General features: G+C 69.7%; 16 protein-coding genes. 13 read left to right on the top strand and 3 right to left on the bottom strand.

The genetic code is table 11. The annotated features are described in order from the left end of the window. Positions 1 to 92: 92 nt before the first annotated feature. Genes DEU35_RS00565 through DEU35_RS00555 form a run of 3 tightly spaced genes read left to right on the top strand, consistent with a single transcriptional unit; the run spans position 93 to position 3,091 of the window. Complete coding sequence (locus DEU35_RS00565; RefSeq protein WP_116238332.1) at positions 93 to 1,028, top strand: ROK family glucokinase; 936 nt, start codon at positions 93 to 95, stop codon at positions 1,026 to 1,028. Between the two features lie 2 nt (positions 1,029 to 1,030). Beyond that, a complete protein-coding gene (locus DEU35_RS00560; protein WP_103210651.1) occupies positions 1,031 to 1,744 on the top strand; it encodes a 1-acyl-sn-glycerol-3-phosphate acyltransferase in 714 nt (237 codons plus the stop codon). A gap of 9 nt (positions 1,745 to 1,753) precedes the next feature. Continuing rightward, positions 1,754 to 3,091 carry a class II 3-deoxy-7-phosphoheptulonate synthase gene (locus tag DEU35_RS00555; protein WP_103210653.1) on the top strand — a complete coding sequence of 446 codons (1,338 nt, stop codon included), beginning with the start codon at positions 1,754 to 1,756 and terminating at the stop codon, positions 3,089 to 3,091. 141 nt (positions 3,092 to 3,232) lie between these two features. Here DEU35_RS00555 and pknB read toward each other — a convergent pair whose 3' ends face one another. Next, a complete protein-coding gene (gene pknB / locus DEU35_RS00550) occupies positions 3,233 to 5,185 on the bottom strand; it encodes a Stk1 family PASTA domain-containing Ser/Thr kinase (RefSeq protein WP_116238331.1) in 1,953 nt (650 codons plus the stop codon). Positions 5,186 to 5,252: 67 nt separating this feature from the next. Next, positions 5,253 to 6,245 (bottom strand): LysM domain-containing protein, encoded by a 993-nt coding sequence (locus DEU35_RS00545; protein ID WP_116238330.1) that lies wholly within the window; start codon positions 6,243 to 6,245, stop codon positions 5,253 to 5,255. A 148-nt stretch (positions 6,246 to 6,393) separates the two neighbouring features. On the opposite strand from DEU35_RS00545, the gene DEU35_RS00540 reads away from it, so the two are divergent. Next, positions 6,394 to 6,738 carry an Rv2175c family DNA-binding protein gene (locus DEU35_RS00540; protein WP_103210659.1) on the top strand — a complete coding sequence of 115 codons (345 nt, stop codon included), beginning with the start codon at positions 6,394 to 6,396 and terminating at the stop codon, positions 6,736 to 6,738. 12 nt (positions 6,739 to 6,750) lie between these two features. On the opposite strand, the gene DEU35_RS00535 is transcribed toward DEU35_RS00540, so the two are convergent. Continuing rightward, a complete protein-coding gene (locus tag DEU35_RS00535) occupies positions 6,751 to 7,842 on the bottom strand; it encodes a polyprenyl synthetase family protein (RefSeq protein WP_116238329.1) in 1,092 nt (363 codons plus the stop codon). 64 nt (positions 7,843 to 7,906) lie between these two features. Between DEU35_RS00535 and DEU35_RS00530 the strand changes: the two genes are divergently transcribed. From DEU35_RS00530 to ftsW, 9 genes are all read left to right on the top strand, one after another. Next, positions 7,907 to 8,287, top strand: a complete 381-nt coding sequence (locus DEU35_RS00530) for a DUF3040 domain-containing protein (RefSeq protein ID WP_103210664.1) — start codon at positions 7,907 to 7,909, stop codon at positions 8,285 to 8,287. A gap of 337 nt (positions 8,288 to 8,624) precedes the next feature. Continuing rightward, on the top strand, positions 8,625 to 9,056 hold the full coding sequence (mraZ, locus tag DEU35_RS00525; RefSeq protein WP_056227713.1) for a division/cell wall cluster transcriptional repressor MraZ: 432 nt from the start codon (positions 8,625 to 8,627) through the stop codon (positions 9,054 to 9,056). A 100-nt stretch (positions 9,057 to 9,156) separates the two neighbouring features. Continuing rightward, positions 9,157 to 10,110, top strand: coding sequence for a 16S rRNA (cytosine(1402)-N(4))-methyltransferase RsmH (gene rsmH / locus DEU35_RS00520; protein ID WP_103210666.1), 954 nt, complete (start codon positions 9,157 to 9,159; stop codon positions 10,108 to 10,110). After that, the gene (locus DEU35_RS00515) at positions 10,107 to 10,727 is read left to right on the top strand and encodes a hypothetical protein (RefSeq protein WP_103210668.1); all 621 of its coding nucleotides are present in this window, start codon (positions 10,107 to 10,109) and stop codon (positions 10,725 to 10,727) included. The genes rsmH and DEU35_RS00515 overlap by 4 nt, the downstream gene beginning before the upstream one ends. 5 nt (positions 10,728 to 10,732) lie before the next feature. Then, positions 10,733 to 12,526, top strand: a complete 1,794-nt coding sequence (locus tag DEU35_RS00510) for a penicillin-binding protein 2 (RefSeq protein ID WP_103210670.1) — start codon at positions 10,733 to 10,735, stop codon at positions 12,524 to 12,526. A gap of 62 nt (positions 12,527 to 12,588) precedes the next feature. Then, the gene (gene murF, locus DEU35_RS00505; protein ID WP_116238328.1) at positions 12,589 to 14,001 is read left to right on the top strand and encodes a UDP-N-acetylmuramoyl-tripeptide--D-alanyl-D-alanine ligase; all 1,413 of its coding nucleotides are present in this window, start codon (positions 12,589 to 12,591) and stop codon (positions 13,999 to 14,001) included. Further along, the gene (mraY, locus tag DEU35_RS00500) at positions 13,998 to 15,104 is read left to right on the top strand and encodes a phospho-N-acetylmuramoyl-pentapeptide-transferase (RefSeq protein ID WP_116238327.1); all 1,107 of its coding nucleotides are present in this window, start codon (positions 13,998 to 14,000) and stop codon (positions 15,102 to 15,104) included. The genes murF and mraY overlap by 4 nt, the downstream gene beginning before the upstream one ends. Beyond that, positions 15,086 to 16,618 (top strand): UDP-N-acetylmuramoyl-L-alanine--D-glutamate ligase, encoded by a 1,533-nt coding sequence (murD, locus tag DEU35_RS00495; RefSeq protein ID WP_396652075.1) that lies wholly within the window; start codon positions 15,086 to 15,088, stop codon positions 16,616 to 16,618. The genes mraY and murD overlap by 19 nt, the downstream gene beginning before the upstream one ends. A 10-nt stretch (positions 16,619 to 16,628) precedes the next feature. Beyond that, positions 16,629 to 17,882 (top strand): putative lipid II flippase FtsW, encoded by a 1,254-nt coding sequence (ftsW, locus tag DEU35_RS00490; RefSeq protein WP_258027973.1) that lies wholly within the window; start codon positions 16,629 to 16,631, stop codon positions 17,880 to 17,882. Positions 17,883 to 17,915: the final 33 nt, after the last annotated feature.

Below are 17,915 nucleotides of genomic sequence, written 5' to 3'. Positions count from 1 at the left end.
CTGCCCCGGGAGCGCAGCGCATCGTCGTCGGTTGCACGGCATGGCTAGACTTCTCCGGGCCGAGCCGCACGGTGGGCCCGGAAGGGAGCGCGGTGCGCAACGTCGGCATCGATATCGGGGGAACGAAGATCGCGGGGGGCGTCGTCGACGAAGACGGCACCATCGTCGAGAAGCTTCGAGTCGACACTCCCATCGACCCCTCGGCTCTCGTGGATGCCGTGGTCGACATGGCCGATCACCTGCGCCGGGCACACGAGATCCACGCGATCGGCGTGGCCGCGGCCGGTTTCATCAGCCGCGACCGCAGCACCGTGATCTACGCACCGAACATCGACTGGCGCGACGAGCCCCTCCGTGCGCGCCTCGAGCAGCGCCTCGACGCCTCGGTCACGATCGAGAACGACGCGAACGCGGCGGGCTGGGGGGAGTACCGCTTCGGCGCCGGCCGAGGCGTGCGCGACATGGTCATGCTCACGATGGGCACCGGCGTCGGCGGCGCCGTCGTCACCGACGGCGAACTCTTCCGCGGCGGGCACGGCATCGGTGCCGAGCTCGGTCACATGCGGTTCGTGCGTGGCGGCCACCCCTGCGGATGCGGACAGAACGGCTGCCTCGAGCAGTACGCGTCGGGGCGCGCGCTGCAGCGCGAGGCCAACGCGATCGCCGACGAGGGCGGCATCGGCGCGGCCCTCGCGGCCGTTCGCGAAGAGCGGGGCGCGATCCCCGGGCCCGCCGTCTCGCGCCTCGTCCTGGCCGGAGATCCCGGGGCCGTCGAGGCTCTCCGTCGCGTCGCCACCGCCCTGGGCGAGGCGTGCGGCGGTTTCCAGGCCGTTCTCGATCCCGAGGTCTTCGTGATCGGCGGGGGAGTGGCGCAGCTGGGCGCCGACCTGCTCGAGCCCGTGAAGCTCGCGTACGAGACCTCCCTCCCGGGGTACGGTGAACGTCCGGTCGCGGAGTTCGCGATCGCACGCCTGGGCAACGATGCCGGTCTCATCGGGGTCGCGGACCTCGCCGGGAAGGAGCGCTGACGATGTTCTACTGGCTCATGAAGTACGTGGTGATCGGACCGGTGATCAAGGCCGTGTTCCGTCCGTGGATGGTGGGCCGGCGCAACATCCCCGTCGAGGGGGCCGCGATCCTCGCGAGCAACCACCTGTCGTTCTCCGACTCGATCTTCCTGCCGCTCATGATCGACCGCCGCATGGCGTTCCTCGCCAAGAGCGACTACTTCACCGGTAAGGGCCTCAAGGGGTGGGCCACCCGCATGTTCTTCACCGCGACGGGCCAGCTGCCCATCGACCGATCGGGGGGCAAGGCGTCGGAGGCCTCGCTCAACACGGGCCTCGGCGTGCTCGGGCGCGGCGAGCTGCTCGGCATCTATCCCGAGGGCACGCGCAGCCCCGACGGCACCCTGTACCGCGGCCGCACGGGCATCGCTCGGATGGCGCTCGAAGCGCACGTCCCGGTCGTCCCCGTCGTCATGGTCGACACCGGCGCCGTCATGCCCATCGGGCGGCGTCTGCCCCGCGTGGGGCGCGTCGGCATCGTGATCGGCGAGCCCCTCGATTTCTCGCGTTTCGAAGGGATGGAAGGCGATCGTTACGTTCTCCGCTCCGTCACCGACGAGATCATGGTGGCCCTGCAGCGTCTCGGCGAGCAGCGCTACGAAGACGTCTACGCCTCGACCGTCAAGGACCGTCTCGCCGCGTCACAGGCGGCGAAGGCGCCGGTCTCCCGCCACTAGACTTCAGGGGTGAATCAGCAGCTCCACGACCTCGACCACTGGCGAACCCTGCCCATCAAGCAGCAGCCGCAGTGGTATGACGAGGCCGCTGTGGCCGCGGCATCCGCAGAACTCGCCACCCTTCCGCCGCTGGTGTTCGCCGGCGAGGTCGACATCCTGCGCGACCGCCTCGCGCGTGCCGCCGCCGGCCAGGCCTTCCTCCTGCAGGGCGGTGACTGCGCCGAGACCTTCGCGGGCGCGACCGCCGAGCAGATCCGCAACCGCATCAAGACCGTGCTCCAGATGGCCGTCGTCCTCACCTACGGCGCTTCGATGCCGGTCGTGAAGATGGGCCGCATGGCGGGCCAGTTCGCCAAGCCGCGCTCGAGCGACGTCGAGACGCGCGGCGATGTGACGCTCCCGGCCTACCGTGGCGACATCGTCAACGGGTACGACTTCACCGAGGAGTCGCGTAAGGCCGACCCCGCACGCCTGCTCAAGGGCTACCACACGGCCGCATCGACCCTGAACCTCATCCGTGCGTTCACGCAGGGCGGCTTCGCCGACCTGCGCGAGGTGCACAGCTGGAACAAGGGCTTCGCCAGTACCCCGGCCAACCAGGCCTACGAGAGCATGGCGACCGAGATCGACCGGGCCATCAAGTTCATGGAGGCCGCCGGGGCCGACTTCGACGAGCTCACGCGCGTCGAGTTCTACACCGGGCACGAGGGCCTGCTCATGGACTACGAGCGTCCCATGACGCGCATCGACTCGCGCACGGGTCAGCCCTACAACACCTCGTCGCACTTCCAGTGGATCGGTGAGCGCACGCGCGAGCTCGACGGCGCACACGTCGACTACTTCTCGAAGATCCGTAACCCCATCGGTGTGAAGCTCGGCCCCACCACCACGGCCGAAACCGCGCTGGCGCTGATCGACAAGCTCGACCCCGAGCGCGAGCCCGGGCGTCTCACCTTCATCACGCGCATGGGTGCGGGCAAGATCCGCGACGCCCTGCCGCCGCTGCTCGAAGCCGTCCGCGACTCGGGCGCGACCCCGCTCTGGGTCACCGACCCGATGCACGGCAACGGCATCACCACCCCCACCGGTTACAAGACGCGTCGCTTCGACGACGTGGTCGACGAGGTGCGCGGGTTCTTCGAGGCACACCGCTCGGTGGGTACGCACCCCGGTGGCATCCACGTGGAGCTCACCGGCGATGACGTCACCGAGTGCCTGGGCGGCTCGGAGCAGATCGACGAGGCGACCCTCGCGACCCGCTACGAGAGCCTGTGCGACCCGCGTCTGAACCATCGTCAGAGCCTGGAGCTGGCGTTCCTCGTGGCCGAGGAGCTCGAGAAGCGCTGACCCCCGTCCGAACGAGACGACGCCCCCGGCCCCGAGGTCGGGGGCGTCGTCTCGTTCCGGATGCCGTGAACGAGTGCGCTGCGTCGAGTCACACACGTCGTCCGAAGCCGTGCGGCGCGGGAGGGGCACCGCCGGGAAGCGTTACAGCGTCGGCGTCAGCGTGATCGTCGAACCCTGCGGCGCGGTCGTTCCGGCCTTGGGGTTCGTCGCTCGCACCTTATAGATGTCCCAGTACTTGAAGCCGAGGGGGAGCGTTCCGTCGTCGATGCCCGCGTTGACCTGGAAGCCGAGTGCTTCGAGGGTCTTCACGGCATCCCGGATCGACATTCCCACCACGTTGCCCGGGATCTCGACGGGCTTCGGACCGATCGACACCCGCAGGGGAACCGTGTCGCCGGGGCGCCAGTTGCCGCCCCCGTCGCGCTGGCCCATGGCGATGACGTTCCCGGATGCCACGGAGTTGCTGTACTCCTCGGTCACCGAGGACTTCAGCCCGACGCCGTCGAGGGCTCGCTGAGCCTGCGAACGCGAGTCCCCGGTGACGTCGGGGATGGGGCCGAGGGAGACGACGAGCGTGGCCGCGTCTCCTTCGTAGACGGTGCAGCCCTCGGTGCAGTCGATCGAGTCGCCGCCGGAGCGGGGAATGACCGAGGCACCGAGCACCGTGCCGTTCGCCGGATCGGCGAACTGACGCTCGGGGTCGCCCGCGACACCCACGAAGGCCTGTTCGAGGATGGCGCGCACCTCGTCGGCGCTCTTGCCGGCGAGGGCCGGTATCTGATGGGTCGCCGGCCCGATCGAGACGAAGACCGTGACGACCGTCTCTTTGTCGAGCCGCTCGCCCGGGGCGGGGTCGGACCCGACCGTGGTCCCCGAGGGGATCTCTCGATCGGTGACCTCCTGCGCCTGCGCCCGCAACTGCTGCTCGGTGAGCAGGGCCTCGGCGTCGGCGAAGCTCCGGCCCGAGATGTCGGGGACCGCGACGAGCGAGCCCGGTCCCGAGCCGAAGTACCAACCGGTGAATCCGGCGCCCCCGGCGAGGAGCAGCACGAGCACGAGGATCCACGCGCCCCGCGTCGTGCGCCGACGGGTGCGCGTGCGCAGGCGTGCGGCGTTGTCGGGCTCGTCGATGGTGGCGGAGGGGAGGGACGCCGTCTGCGGCAGCACCTTGGTCAGCTCGCGCGACTCCGCCGCGTTCGGGGGGCTCGTGGTGCCCACCGCGACGGCGCGGGCCACCTGGGGGGCGAGGCCGAGCTCCTTCTCGATCGCGCGCAGGCGCTCGAGCATCGCACCCGCGTCGAGGGGGCGATCGCCCGGCTCCCGCTCGGTCGACCACAGGACGAGCTCGTCGAGTTGCTCGGGCACCCCGGGATTCTTGGCGCTCGGGCGGGGCACCGAGTCGGTGGCGTGCTGGTAGGCGATCTGCATCGGCTGCTCGCCCTTGTAGGGCTGCTCGCCGACGAGCATCTCGTAGAGCATGATGCCGAGCGAGTAGATGTCGCTGCGGGCGTCGGCCGTGCCGCGCGTGACGAGCTCGGGTGCGAGGTAGGCGATGGTGCCCATGAGCTGAGCGCCGCTCGCGGTGTTCGCGGTGGTCGCGCGGGCGAGGCCGAAGTCGCCGATCTTGATGCGGCCGTCCTCGGCGAGCAGGACGTTCTCGGGCTTGACGTCGCGATGGACGATCCCGGCCCGGTGCGCGGCCGCGAGCCCCGAGAGGATGGCATCCATGATCGTGAGAGTCTGATCGACCGTGAGGCGCCGGTGCTCGCGGAGCAGTTCGCGCAGGGTGATGCCGGGCAGGTATTCCATCACCAGGTAGGCCATCTCGCCGTCCTGACCCTGGTCGAAGACGTTGACGACGTGCGGGTCGCTCAGTCGGGCGGCCGAGCGGGCTTCCTGGATGAAGCGGCTCTGGAACACGGTGTCGTCGCTGAGGTGGCCGTGCATGACCTTCAGGGCGACGCGGCGCTCGAGGCGCAGGTCGGTCGCGACGTACACGGTCGCCATGCCGCCGCGCGCGATGCGCGCGCGCACCCGGTACCGGCCGTCGACGAGACGGCCGATCAGCGGGTCTGCCTGCTGACTCGTGCTCACACGTCGAGTCTACGGAGCGCCCCCTGTGAGCCCGGGGAGCGGCTCGCCTTCACCTCGGTCGAGAAGCTCAGCCGAGAACGGAGAGCCAGACGGTCGCGGGTTGCTCCCATTGGGCGTAGCGGTCCGGGTAGGCCGAGATCTGTACGGCCTGCGCGGCGTCGGCGTAGGGCAGTTGCTCCCATCCGGGGATATCGAGCAGCCCGCGGGTGGCGGCGCCGTTGGGATCGCCTGCTCCGCCGAAGAACACGCGGGTCGAGCGGTCCCGGTCGAGGATCTGGTCCGGCGTACCCCAGCCGGTGCTGGGTCGCTGCTGGAAAAGGCCGAGCGAATCGCGGTCGCCCCAGTCGAGGTTGCGCAGCCACGATTCCTGCATCGCGGTGCCGAGGGCGATGACGATGCCGCGGTCCGAGACGCCGAGTTCGCGCCCGATGCGGATGATCAGACGAGCGTTCTCGCTCTGTTCGGCGTCCAGCCCGGGTGCGGTGGCGGGAGCGACGGCGGCCGGGGCAGGGGCCGGCGCGGGGGTTCCCAAGGGAATCTGCAACACGTCGCCGGGGTAGATGATCGAGGCACGCGTGAGCCCGTTCGCGCCGAGGATGGCGTCGACCGAGACGCCGTTGGCGCGAGCGATCGCCGAGACGGTGTCGCCCGGGCGGACCTCGTGCGATCGAGGCGCGGCCTCCGGCGTCGTGGGGGTGGTCGGAGCGGGCGACGCCGCGGGCGTGAGCGCGAGCACCTGACCCGGGCGGATGACGCTGCCGGGCGTCAAGCCGTTGGCCGTGAGGACCGCGGCGGTATCGAGGCCGTGCGCGCGGGCGATGCCCCACACCGTGTCGCCCGCGGACACCGTGTAGGTGGTCGGGGCGGCGAGAGCGGTGAGAGCCGGCATCCCGAGACCGCGGGGGGCGGGCGGCAGGACGGTCAGTGCCGGTTCGGGGGGAGCGGCGTGGGCGGAGTGCTCCGCGGTGAGGGTCAGAGCGATCGTGCCGGCCACGGCGGCCGGCCAGATGGCGACCGCGCGGCGTCGCGAGGGCAGGGGGGACAGCGTGAGTCGTCGCATGGTGGGGGGATTCCGTTCGTTCGACTGCCCGCAACCGTGGCATGCCCGGGGGCGGATGTCAACGGAAGTGGCCCCTGTGACGCATGGGACTCACCGCACAGGCGTCCTCGGGAGCGGTCCGGTGCGGCGGAAATGAGAGGATGGGGGAGTGAGCGAGACTTCCCGGTACGAGACAGCGTGGCTGACCATCCCCGACCTGGTCGAGTTGCTCGACGAGTCGCTCGGACGCGTCCGCCGCCTCTTCGACGAGCACTACCTCGTCGGTTCGCGCCGCGAGGGCGTGTTCAAGGTGCCCGCGGTCTTCATCGTCGACGGGCGCCCGTTGGCGTCGTTGCGCGGCACGATCATCGTTCTGCACGACGCCGGGTTCGACCCCGACGAGACAATCGATTGGCTCCTCAGCCCGGAAGAGACCATCGGCATGGCGCCGATCGAGGCTCTGCTCGCCGGGCGCAAGAGCGAGGTTCGCCGAGTCGCGGCGACTCTCGCCTGAGCCGTTTCGGCGTCAGGCGGCCCGCTCGGTGGCCGCGCGCGCAAGAGCGCGGAGGTCTTCGAGAGCCGCGGTGTCGACCCGCGCGGCGTCGAGCGCAAGATCGGCCTGCCTCGCGTAGTCGGCGATCAGGCCCTCCGTCCGCTCGAGCGCACCGGTGTCGGCGATCGTGCGCTGGAGTGCCGCGATCTGCGCCGCGTCGAGATCCGGATCGCCCAGAAGTGTGTCGAAACGCGCACGATCGTCGGCCGAGAGGATCTCGCGGGCGTAGGCCACGAGGACCGTGCGCTTGCCCTCGCGCAGGTCGTCCCCGACCGGTTTTCCGGTGACGACGCTGTCGCCGAAGACGCCGAGCACGTCGTCGCGCAGCTGGAAGGCCATGCCGACGTCGTGACCGAACCGACCGAGGGAGTCGAGCTGCGCCTCATCGGCACCGGCGAGAGCCGCCCCGATCTGCAGGGGCTGCTGGATGCTGTACCGCGCCGACTTGTACGACGCGATGCGCAGAGCTCGCTCCGCGTGGCTCTCGTCGGGGTAGACGGCGTACGCGGACTCCTCGGCGACGTCGAGGAACTGCCCGACGGTCACGTCGCGGCGCATCCGCGCGTAGGCGCGGCGGGTCGAGGCGGCGTGGGGGTGGCTCTCGAGGCCCGCTTCGAGCAGGTCGTCGCTCCAGGCGACGAGGAGGTCTCCGAGCAGGATGGCCCCCGACCGGCCGAACGCGTCGGGATCACCCGCCCAGTCGGCGTCCTGATGCGCTTTCTGCAGAGCGCGGTGCGCCGCTGGCTGACCTCGGCGCGTGTCGCTGTTGTCGACGAGGTCGTCGTGGACGAGGGCCGCCGCATGGAAGATCTCGAGCGAGGTGGCCACGGCCAGAGCGGGTTCGTCGAACGGGGGAGAGGCCGGCGCGTCGAGAGCGCGGACGGCACGCCAGCCGGCGAGGCAGAAACGGGCTCGCAGGCGCTTGCCGCCCTGGAGGGCGGACGCTCCGGACCGGGTGAACGACTCGGCCTCCGGGCCCAGGGCGGAGGCGTACGATAGCTGTTCGGAGAGGAACTTGTCGAGTCGCTGGGAAACAGCTTCGATCGGTTCCGAGGAGGTCGCCACGGGCCTAGCCTAGTGATCTACGTGGCGCGTAGAATCGCCGGCAACGAACAACAGAGGGGGATGCATGCCACTGTCAGAGCAGGAGCAGCGTCTGCTGGACGAGATGGAGCGCCATCTCATGAGCAACGACACCGATGTCGTCTCCGCCCCCAGTCGCGCCCTCAGCTACCGCAACATCGTCCTCGGCTCGATCCTCGTCCTCGCGGGTCTCGGTGCGCTCGTCGCGGGTGTGTCGATCGGATTCACCACGGGCTTCGTCGGCATCGCCGTCGGCGTCCTCGGCTTCCTCCTGATGGTGGGGGGCGTCGTGTTCGCCGTCACCCCGACGCGCGGCGCCGCGCAGGCATCGCCCTCCGTCGCCAAACCCCGCCCCGCGCGCGCCTCCGGCTCGTCGTTCATGGATCGCATGAACGAACGCTGGGATCGCCGCCACGACGGGCCCTAAGCCTCCGGCCCCCCTCATCTCAGCACCGGCTCTTCGGAGCCGGTGCTTTTTCGTGCGCCCGGGAACCCCGTGCACCTCGGGAGCGGGGAGTGCGGCGGAAACGGCACGCATCCGACCTCGGGCGCTCCTTTTTCCTCCACCTCGACGTGCACCCGGGGTGATCTGCCGTCATCGGCCGCGGGATTCTGCGGGTTGCGCTCCCGGGTGTCGCGACGGAAGGACACAGTACACGGCTGTGGTTTTCCGCAGAAGACCCCCGATTTCGATAGCGAAGTGGAGGAAGGTGGAGTAAAGTGGGGGAAACTTCGCAGGCCGGACGAAGGGGGTGGACGCCCGAATGCTGCTCGGAACGCACACACCCAAGCTCGACGACAAGGGTCGGGTCATCCTGCCGGCGAAGTTCCGTGACGATCTCGGCGCCGGAGTGGTGATCACGCGCGGGCAGGACCGCTGCCTCTACGTGTTCAGTACCGAGGAGTTCGAGCGCGTTCACGAGCGGATCCGCGAGGCCCCGCTCAGCAACAAGCAGGCCCGCGACTTCCTGCGCATGTTCCTCTCGGGGGCCAGTGCCGAGAAGCCCGACAGTCAGAACCGCATCACCGTCCCGCCCGCGTTGCGTACCTACGCGGGGCTCGGGCGCGAACTCGTCGTCACCGGTGTCGGAGCGCACGCCGAGATCTGGGATGCCGAGGCATGGAACTCCTACGCGGAGAGCAACGAAGAGACGTACGCCGAGATGGAGCAGGAGGTGATCCCGGGACTTTTCTGACCCTTCGGCTGTGATGCCCAGCCGCTCGCCCTGACGCACTTCCCCGGCGCCAGGTCGATGCGGATGGGGATCAGAGTCCGAAGGTTCGGCCCGAGACATCATGGATATCCGCGACATCCACACCCCCGTCCTGCTCGAGCGCTGCGCCGAGCTGTTGGGTCCTGCCCTGCAGAAGCCCGGCTCCGTGTTCGTCGATGGCACGCTCGGCATGGGCGGCCACTCGGAGGCGTTTCTCGAGCGGTTCCCCGAAGCCCGCCTCATCGGCCTCGATCGCGACACCGAGGCCCTGCGTATCGCGGGCGAGCGCCTCCAGCGCTTCGGCGACCGCGTCACCCTCGTGCACACCGTGTACGACGGGATCGTCGAGGCCGTGGCGTCAGCCGGAGTCGACAAGGTCGACGGGATCCTCTTCGACCTCGGTGTCTCGTCTCTGCAGCTCGACGTCGCCGACCGCGGCTTCGCCTACGCGCAGGACGCGCCGCTCGACATGCGCATGGACCAGACCGCCGGCGTCACGGCCGCGGAGGTTCTCGCGACCTACGGCGAGGGCGACCTGCGTCGCATCTTCGAGCGCTACGGCGAAGAGAAGCTCGCCGGCCGCTATGCCCGCGCGATCATCGCCGCTCGCTCCGAAGCGCCCCTCGAACGCTCCGGCCAGCTGGTCGACATTCTGCAGGCAGCAACCCCCGCCGCCGTGCTGCGCGAGCGTCACCCGGCCAAGCGCGTCTTCCAGGCCCTGCGCATCGAGGTCAACGCCGAGCTGTCGGTGCTCGAGCGCACGATCCCGGCGGCGCTGAGCGTGCTCGGCGTCGGTGGGCGCATCGTCGTGCTGTCGTACCAGTCGCTCGAAGACCGCTTGGTCAAGCGCGTCTTCGCTGACGCGTCCACGTCCACCGCTCCGCGCGGACTGCCCGTGGAGCTTCCCGAGCACGCCCCGAAGTTCCGACTCCTCGTGCGCGGCGCCGAACTCGCGAGCGACGAAGAGCGCGCGGCCAACCCCCGCGCCACCCCCGTGCGTCTGCGCGCGGCCGAGAGAATCCGGGAGGACGCATGAGCGCACCCCAGGCCGTCGATGCAGTTTTCCTGCCCGACTTCCCGACGCCCGTTCGCGAGCGCCGGCTCACCGTCGTCCCCGCCACCGCGCGTCGTCGTGCCCCGCGGCGCGTGTTCGGCGTCATCGCCGTGCTCGGCGCGCTGGCGATCGTGCTGGTGCAGATGGGCCTCGGCATCCTGACGACTCAGAGCTCCTTCGAGATCTCCTCGCTCACCCAGCAGCAGCGTGATCTGACCTACCAGAAGCAGATCCTCTCCGACGAGAGCGCGGGGCTCAGCTCGCCCCAGTACCTGGCGGCCAACGCCGCAGCGCTCGGCATGGTCATCGACGAGTCGCCGACCTACCTGCGTCTGAGCGACGGGGCCGTGATCGGTTCCGACAAGCCGGCCGACACCGCCTCCTCGGTCGACGCCAAGGGCCGCGGCTCGGTCGGCAACGCGCTGATCTCGGGCGTTCCGCTCGTCACCGACCCGGCAGCGTCCACCACCGAGAACGGTACGTCGACCCCTGCCCCCGCGGCGCCCGGACAGCCCGCGCCCACCGAGGCCGCCCCGGCCACCCCATCCGCGACACCCCCGCCGATCAGCGACGGTTTGCCGACTCCCGCGACACGATGAGAGCCATGACGACGACAACCTCCCGTTCCCCGCGGCGTCGCACCGTCGTCGCCCTCGCGGTCGTGCTGATCGTGATCATCGCCTTCGTCGTCCGCCTGGTCGACATCCAGGTCGTGAACGCCCGCGACCACGTAGACGACTCGCTCTCGATGGGTCTGCAGAACTCCCGCATCGAGTACGCCTCGCGCGGATCGATCGTCGACGACAACGGGGTGCCGCTGGCCACCAGCGTCAATCGCTACGACGTGCAGATCGACCCGATGCTCGCCGCGAAGGGCGTGACCACCCGCGACGACGACGGCGACGAGACCACGACGGCATGGCCCGACCTGGCCGCTCAGATCGCCGGCGTCACCGGTCAGAACGCCGCGGACGTGCAGAAGATCGTCCAGGACGCCGTGGCCGACAACCCCGAGTCGCGCTACGCGATGATCGCGAAGAACGTCTCGACCGAGCAGTACCGAGCCCTCGTGGCCCTGGGGCTGCCGTTCCTCAGCTTCCCGCCTCAGGCGGGCCGCATGTACCCCGACGGCGCGGTCGCCGGTAACCTGCTCGGGTTCGTCGGCGGCGACGGTCAGGCCCTCGCCGGCCTCGAGGCGGCCGACAACGACTGCCTGGCCTCGACCAACGGCAAGGTCGTCTTCCAGCAGAGCCGCGACGGCGTGGTGCTCCCCGGTACCGAGGTCGTCACGCAGCCCGCGGTCGACGGCGGCACCCTCAAGCTCACGATCGACCGCGACCTGCAGTGGTACCTGCAGCAGCTCATCGCCGAACAGGTGCAGAACACCGGGTCGCTGCGCGGCACCATCACCGTGGTCGAGGCGAAGACGGGCAAGATCCGCGCACTCGCGGAGTACCCGACGGTCGACCCGAACGACCCCACCGCCACCGCGCCCGAAGATCGCGGCAGCCGCGCGTTCTCGAGCCCTTTCGAGCCCGGTTCGACCTTCAAGGCGCTCACGACCGCGATCGGCCTGGACAGCGGCTCGTACACGCCGCAGACCACGGTGACGGCCTCGGGTCGAGAGGTGCTGGACGGCGACGCGCGCGTTTCCGACGCGTTCTCGCACGGCCCGAACGTCTACACCCCCACGGGCGTCCTGATCGACTCCTCGAACGTGGGTATCTCGAAGTTCGCCCAGATGATCCCCGCCCAGACGCGCTTCGACTACCTGCAGAAGTTCGGCATGGGAACGACGAGCGCGATCGACTTCCCGGGGGAGTCGGGCGGCATCCTGCACCCCGTCCAGGACTGGGACAAGCAGACCTTCTTCAATACCGCGTTCGGCCAGGGTCTGTCGGTCACCGTGCCCCAGCTCGTGGGGGCGTACCAGACCATCGCCAACGGCGGCGTGAAGAAGCCGCTGTCGATCGTCGAGGGCTGCACGGCGGCCGACGGCACCGTCACCGACGTCCCCTCGACCGAGGGCACGCAGGTCATCTCGACAGACACGGCGAAAGAGGTCTCGCTCATGCTCGAGAACGTCGCCACGCAGGGCGAGCTCGCGTCGAAGATCGCGATCCCCGGCTACCGCATCGCGATCAAGACCGGTACCGGTGAGAAGGTCGACGAGAACACGGGCGCCTACAAGCCCGACGCGTACTTCACCACGATGATCGGTTTCGCCCCCGCCGACGACCCGCAGTACGTGGTCGCGGTCAACCTCGACGAGCCGCGGACGGTAAAATCGTCGGCGGCCACCGCCCCCGCGTTCCAGAAGGCCCTCACCCAGGTTCTCAAGTCCTACCGGGTGATCCCGTCCGGAACCACGACCCCCGAACTGCCCAAGTTCGGCTGAGAAAGAGCCCGTATCGGTCTCGTCTCGGTAACGAATGCGACCGGAAAGGGCGTCCCACAGCAATGATCTCCCTCAGCCTCTCCCACCTCGCCGACGTGCTCGGCGGCCGACTCGTCGTCCGAGGTGACGACACCCCCGACACGCTCGTATCGGGTCTCGTCGATACCGACTCGCGCCTCATCGGACCCGGTGGGATCTTCGTCGCCAAGCCCGGCGAGACCACCGACGGCCACCTTTTCGTCGGCACCGCCGTCGAGCGCGGCGCGGCCCTCGCGATCGTCGAACGCGAGCTCGACGACGCGGTGAGCCAGATCGTCGTCCCGGATGCCGTGGCCGCCCTCAGCGACCTGGCCCGCGACGTGGTGGCCCGGGTGCGCGACGCGGGCCCCCTCCAGATCGTCGGCATCACGGGATCCAACGGGAAGACGACCACGAAGAACCTCCTCGCCCGCATCCTCGAGGACGAGGGCGAGACGGTGGCGCCGCGCGCCTCGTTCAACAACGAGGTCGGCGCTCCGCTGACGATGCTGCGCGTCACCGAGAACACCCGCTACCTCGTGAGCGAGTTCGGAGCCAGCGCCCCGGGCGCCATCGCGCACCTCGCGGGTCTGGTCACACCCGACGTCGGCGTCGTGCTGATGGTCGGCATGGCGCACGCCGGCGGCTTCGGCGGAATCGAGTCCACCTTCCACGCCAAGAGCGAACTGGTGAAGGCCACCCGCGAAGGCGGCCTCGCCGTGCTCAACGCCGACGACCCCCGCGTCGCCGCGATGGAGCCCATCGCACGCGAACGCGGGCAGGAGGTGCGGTGGTTCGGCCGAGGCGAGCGGGCCGAGGTGCGCGCCCTCGACGTCGAGGTGTCGGCATCCGGAACCCGCGCCGATCTGCTGGTCAACGGAGAGCCCTTCACCCTCACCCTGCGGGTGCTCGGCGAGCATCACGTGATGAACGCCCTCGCGGCCCTCGCCGCCGCCACGGCGGTCGGCGTCGCCGCCGCCGATGCGATCGCGCGTCTCGAGACCGTCGAGATCGCCGAGCGCTGGCGCATGCAGCCGCTCGGCTCCGACCGCGTGCGCATCATCAACGACGCGTACAACGCCAGCCCCGACTCCATGGCCGCAGCTCTGCGCACCCTCGCCCAGATCACCGGACCCGAGGAGCGCACGGTTGCCGTCCTCGGCGCGATGAGCGAGCTGGGGGAGTACGCCGACGAAGAGCACGATCGCGTCGGGCTGTTGGCCGTGCGCCTGCGCATCCAGCGGATCGTCGTGATCGGCCCCGAGGCGCGCCGCATGTATCTCGAGGCCATCGCCCAGGGCTCGTGGGACGGCGAGGCCGTGTTCTTCGCCGATGCCGACGCCGCCTACGACTACCTCTCGACCGAACTGCGCGACGGCGATCGCGTCCTGGTGAAGTCGTCCAACTCGGCGGGGCTCCGGCACCTCGGCGACCGTCTGGGAGACTTGTTCGCGTGAGATCACTTCTGACGTCGGCTGCGATCTCGCTCGCCTTCACGCTCTTCCTCACCCCGGTGTTCCTCCGGTGGTTCCGCAAGTGGGGCTGGGGTCAGGTCATCCGCACCCCCGAGAACGTGCACAACCCCTCGCACGGGGCCAAGCGCGGCACGCCCACCATGGGCGGAACGATCTTCATCCTCGGCACGATGGTTGGGTACTTCATCGGCTCGTACGCCGGCAACAACCCGCCCACGGTCTCGGGCCTGCTCGTGCTGTGGCTCATGCTCGGCTTCGGCGTGGTCGGTTTCATCGACGACTACATGAAGATCCGCCAGCAGCGCAGTCTGGGGCTCTCGGGCTGGCGCAAGATCGCCGGTCAGGTCATCGTCGCGGTGCCCTTCGCGATCATCGCGTTGAACTTCCCGAACACCGTCGGACAGACCGCCGCCTCGGGGTACGTCTCGGTGTTCCGCGACATCCAGCTGCTGTCGTTCTTCGCCCTCGGGCCGATCCTCGGCTGGCTGCTCTACCTCGCGTGGATCTCGCTGATCGGGACCGCGACGTCCAACTCGGTCAACGTCGCCGACGGCCTCGACGGCCTCGCGGCGGGCTCGGGCATCTTCGTCGTCGGCGCCTACAGCCTCATGGCGTTCTGGCAGAACAAGCAGGTCTGCGCCGACGTGCTCGACCCCACCGTGCAAGCCGGGTGCTACGCCGTGCGCGACCCCTTCGATCTCGCGATCGTCGGTGCCTCGTTCGTGGGAGCCCTCGTCGGATTCCTCTGGTGGAACGCACCCAAGGCGAAGGTCTTCATGGGCGACTGCGGTTCGATGGCGATCGGCGGCGTGATCGCCGCGATGGCGATCTTCACCCGCACCGAACTCCTGCTCATCCTCATCGCGGGCGTCTACGTCATCGCTTCGGGCTCGGTCATCCTCCAGCGGGCCTACTTCAAGATCACCCGGGGCAAGCGCCTCTTCCTCATGAGTCCCCTGCACCATCATCTCGAGATGCGCGGATGGCCCGAAGTCACGATCGTCGTGCGCATGTGGATCATCGCCGGCCTCCTCGCCGTCTCGGGCATCGGATTCTTCTACGTCGAATGGCTCTCACGCGTATGACCGACCTCTCCACCCTCACCAGCTGGCACGCCGACTGGAAGGGGCTGCGCGTCGTCGTCCTCGGCCTGTCGGTGACCGGGTTCTCCGTCGCCGACACCCTCGCCGAGCTCGGCGCCGAGGTGCTCGTGGTGACGGAGCGGGCGGATGCCGAGTACTCCCGCCTCCTCCCCGTGCTGGGCGTGAGCCTGCACGAGGGTCCGCTCGAGACCGTGCCCGCCGAGATGGCCGACTTCGCACCCGAGGTGGTCGTGGCATCCCCGGGCTTCCCTCCGCACCACCCCGTGATCACGTGGACGCGGGAGCGGGGCATCGCACTGTGGGGCGATGTCGAACTCGCGTGGCGCGTGCGCGACAAGGTCGTGCGGCCCGATGGGCGCCCCGCCGACTGGGTGCTCATCACCGGCACGAACGGCAAGACCACGACCACGCGTCTCACGGCAGAGATGCTCATGACGGCGGGTCAGCGGGCGGTACCCGTCGGCAATATCGGAACGCCGGTGCTCGACGCGGTGCGCGATCCGGGGGGCTTCGACGTCTTTGTCGTCGAGCTGTCCAGCCACCAGCTCTGGTATCTGAACCTCCAGAGCGGGCCCGACGCCCTGTCACCGCATTCCGCGGTGTGCCTGAACCTCGCGGACGACCATCTCGAGTGGCACGGCGGCGCCGACGCGTATCGCGCGGCGAAGGCCGGCGTGTACACCCGCACGCGGGTGGCCTGCGTCTACAACAAGGCCGACATCGCGACCCGCGAGATGGTCGAAGACGCCGAGGTGATCGAGGGCGCCCGCGCCATCGGCTTCGACCTCGGCGTCCCGGGTCCCAGCGACCTCGGCGTGGTCGATGGCATCCTCGTCGATCGCGCGTTCCTCGAGGAGAGGGCCACCTCGGCCCTCGAGCTGACGACGGTGACCGACCTCGCCCAGCGGGGACTCGCCGCTCCCCACATGGTCGCGAACATCCTCGCCGCGTCGGCCCTCGCCCGTTCCCTCGGCGCGACACCCGCGCACATCCACGACACGCTCGAGCGCTTCCGTCTGGACCCGCACCGCATCCAGGTCGTCGGCGCCCACCTCGGCGTCACCTGGGTCGACGACTCCAAGGCGACCAACCCTCACGCGGCCGCCTCGTCGCTCGCGGCCTATCCCGGCGCCGTGTGGGTGGTCGGGGGACTGCTCAAGGGTGTCGACCTCGGCGACCTCGTCCGAGCCCGCGGCGCGTCGGTGCGCGCGGTCATCGTGATCGGCACCGAGCGCGACGAGATCGTGACCGCGTTCCAGCGACACGCCCCGGCGGTGCCGCTGTTCGAGGTCGACCACGCCGAGACTGAAGACGTCATGGCCCAGGTCGTCGAGCTGGCGGCGGGTGTGGCCCGGGATGGAGACACCGTTCTTCTGGCTCCCGCGGCGGCCTCGTTCGATCAGTTCGCGTCCTACTCCGACCGCGGCGACCGCTTCGCCGAGGCGGTGCGGGAGTGGATCGCGGGCCACGACGGAGATTCTCGACCGCACGACTGAGGGGACTCGCGTGACCACGACGGCGCCTCCTCCGCGGCAGACACCCGACGAACCCGAGCGTGCCGGCCTCGCGGCCCGCGTCTCGCTCGGTCGGGCGTTCCGCCCCGTGCCGAGCGAGTTCCTGCTCATCACGTCCGCGGCACTCCTGCTGACCGGTTTCGGTCTGGTCATGGTGCTCTCGGCGACCTCGGCCCTCGATGGCGCGCAGAACCCCTTCGATCACGTGCTCAAGCAGGGCGTGTTCGCCGTCATCGGCATCCCGCTGATGTTCGTCCTGAGCCGGGCGCCCCTGCGGTTCTGGAAGCGCATGGCCTGGCCGGCGCTGATCTTCGCGACCCTGTTCCAACTCCTCGTGTTCACGCCGTTGGGCATCTCGGCGAACGGTAACCGCAACTGGATCAACCTCGCGGGCATCCAAGCTCAACCGGCGGAGTTCCTCAAGCTCGCCCTGGCGCTCTGGCTCGGTTACGTCCTGTATCGCAAGCAAACGCTGCTGGGCGACTGGCGGCACGTGTTCATCCCGATCGTTCCGGTCTTCGCCCTCGTCGTCGCCACGGTCATGGGCGGCAAGGATCTGGGCACGACGATGATCCTCGTGCTCGTCCTGCTCGGCGCCCTGTTCTTCTCGGGCGTGAAGCTGCGCATCTTTGTCCTCCCCGCCCTCGCGGCCGTCGGCGCCATCGCCCTCTTCGCCGTCACGAGCGCAGACCGCATGCGCCGCATCATGAGCTTCCTCGACCAGGACTGCATCGCCAACTACCTCGGCGACTGCTATCAGCCGCTGCACGGCATCTGGGGGCTCGCCGCGGGCGGCATCTTCGGTGTGGGTCTGGGCAACTCCGCCGAGAAGTACGACTGGCTCCCCGCCGCGGCGAACGACTACATCTTCGCCATCGTGGGTGAGGAGCTCGGGCTCATCGGCTGCATCGTGGTCCTCCTGCTGTTCGGCCTGTTCGCCGTCGGCGCCTTCCACATCATCCGCCGCACCGACGACCCCTTCGTGCGCATCGTCGCGGGTGGCATCACCATCTGGATCGTCGGCCAGGCCATGATCAACGTCGCGGTCGTGCTCCGCGTCTTCCCCGTGCTGGGCGTGCCGCTGCCGTTCATGTCGCAGGGAGGTACGTCGTTGCTGTCGGTGTTGATCGGGTGCGGCGTGCTGCTGTCGTGCGCGCGGACGCTGCCCGACCGCCGCGCGGTGAGCGAGGCGCCCCCGCGCGCGCCGCGACGGGCCGCGGCATCCCCCCGTCGTCCGCGCGGCTGAGCGCCCCCGACCGCCGCGCGTGCGCGTGCGAGG

It is taken from the genome of Microbacterium sp. AG157 (genome assembly GCF_003385695.1).
GTDB classification, from domain to species: domain Bacteria; phylum Actinomycetota; class Actinomycetes; order Actinomycetales; family Microbacteriaceae; genus Microbacterium; species Microbacterium testaceum.
This window is presented reverse-complemented; position numbering and strand designations above follow the sequence as displayed.